Raw genomic sequence first — 2,076 nt, 5'->3', positions numbered from 1 at the left:
CAGCGCCTCGACGGCCGACTTGACCACGACCGGGTCGGCCGGGTCGGTGACGGCGGCGTAGCGGATCGGCAGCGGGCGGCCGGGCGCCAGTTCCAGCCTGCGCAACGACTTGAGCCGCGCGGTGGCCCAGCCGTCGAAGCCGGAGCCGATCCCGGCGATGCCGACCACGGCGACGTCGCCCTCCAGGAGGGCGTTGGTGGCCTGGGTGGTGCCGTGCGCCAGGAACGACACCCGCGCCAGGTCGACCCCGGTGGCCGCGCGCAGCTCCTCCAGGGCGCGCAGGATGCCGTGCGCGACGCCGTCCGGGTGGTCGTGGCTGGTGGGGACCTTCACCTTGCCCAGCAGGGCGAAGGTGGCCGCGTCGACGGCGACCGCGTCGGTGAACGTGCCGCCGACGTCGACGCCGATCCGCACCCCGCCCGCTCGGACCTCGTTGTCCTCGCTCATCAGTACCCCCTGACGTCGGGCCAGTGGCGCTGGACCCCGGCCCGGTCCAGCACCCGCGCGAACTCGTCGAAGCGCCGCTCCCGCACCGCGCGCGGGCTGATCCCCTCGCGCAGCGCGAACGCGGCCAGGTGGCCGGCGACCTCGCCCGCGTTCCACTCCACCGGGTGCAGCCGGTAGCAGCCGTTGGTGATGTGCGTGGTGCCGATGTTCTTGGCCGCGGGCAGCAGGTTCTCCACCCGCCGCGGCAGCAGCGCGCCCAGCGGGATCTCGAACGGCGTGCTGGCCACGTCCACGTACCCGTCGCCGGAGGTCGACGGGTGCAGGTCGATGCGGTAGCTGCCCACGCCCACCGAGTCCGGGTGCGACTTGCGCCCGTGCGGCCCGAGGAGCGCCAGCGACACGTCGTGCTCGGTGACCGTGGTGACCGCCTTGATCCGCCGCGACTCCCGGACGTACGCGGACTTCGCGAGCCCGTCGCGGCTGCCCATGACGTCGTGGCGCAGCTTCAGGCCGGGGAAGCCCAGCTCGGTCTGCAACCAGTAGAGCACCGACTTCGACAGCTGCTTGGCCTCGTGGTGCGCCACGGCCACGTCCTCGGCGGTGCTGACGCCGTCGATCTCCAGCGCGGGCCGCAGCCAGTAGTCGTTGAGCGGCCAGTTGACCAGCGTGATGTCCGAGTCGAACGCGCCCTCGCGGTGCATCCCGCGCGCCAGGATGCGGCGGAAGCCCCACAGCTCCTTGTCGCCGGCGTCCGCGCTCTGGTCGGCGCTGACCGCCAGCGGGTCGGCCTCCGGGTTGGGGACGAACGTGCGCGGCACCGGTTCCAGGGTGCGCGGGTCGGGCGCGAGCAGCCCCAGCAGGGGCCCTGGCCAGAACTCGGGGCGGTAGGAGCGCCAGAAGTCGTACATCTCCGGCCGGTCGATCGTGTGGTCCTCGCCCGCGTGGTGGGACAGGGCGAAGCAGTAGGTGATGCCCTGCAGGTTCGCCGGGTCGGCGACCTCGGGGGCGTGCGGCTCGTCGTGCTCGTCGCGGGACTCGGCGCCCACCGCGAACTCCACGCCCGCCATCGGCAGCAGGTCCCCGCCCTCGGTGGCGTCGAGCACGAGGTCGAAGCGCACCACCACGTCCCCGTCGGGACCGGCGAGGGTGACCGCGTCGACCCGGTCGCCGCTGACCTCGGCCGAGGTGGGGCGGTGCTCCAGCAGCACGGTCAGCCGCCCGGCGCTGCGGTGCGGGGCGAGCATCGACTCCAGGACGGCGAGCGCGACGCGCGGCTAGTGGCACAGCTTGGAGACCCGCCCGGCTCCGGGGTTGAGCGCGTCCAGCGCCAGGGCCTCGGCGCGCAGCGGGTAGTGGGCGCGGTAGTAGTCGCGGATGCCCCGGCGCAGCCGCCGGTAGGAGGCGGTGGCGCCGAAGCTCTCGATCCACGGGTGCTCGTCGGGCGGCACGCCCTGGGCGGTGAGCTGCCCGCCGATCCAGTCGGTCTCCTCGGTGAGCACGACGCTGCGCCCGGCGGACGCGGCGGCCAGCGCGGCGGCGACGCCGCCCAGCCCGCCGCCGACGACGAGGCCGTCGGTGCGGATCTCGGTCATGGGGCCTTCCTGCGGTCGGTGCTCGCGCACGTACCGG

Annotated in this window: 1 protein-coding gene and 1 pseudogene; both read right to left on the bottom strand. The window is 74.3% G+C overall.

The features are described from left to right. On the bottom strand, positions 1 to 447 hold a 447-nt coding region (locus ACTUAL_RS00640; protein ID WP_440898892.1), incomplete at its 3' end, for a hydantoinase/oxoprolinase N-terminal domain-containing protein. Further along, positions 447 to 2,039: pseudogene (locus ACTUAL_RS00635) on the bottom strand (FAD-dependent oxidoreductase). The gene ACTUAL_RS00640 and the pseudogene ACTUAL_RS00635, both read right to left, overlap by 1 nt. Between the last annotated feature and the right edge of the window lie 37 nt (positions 2,040 to 2,076).

It is taken from the genome of Actinosynnema sp. (genome assembly GCF_052038725.1).
This window is presented reverse-complemented; position numbering and strand designations above follow the sequence as displayed.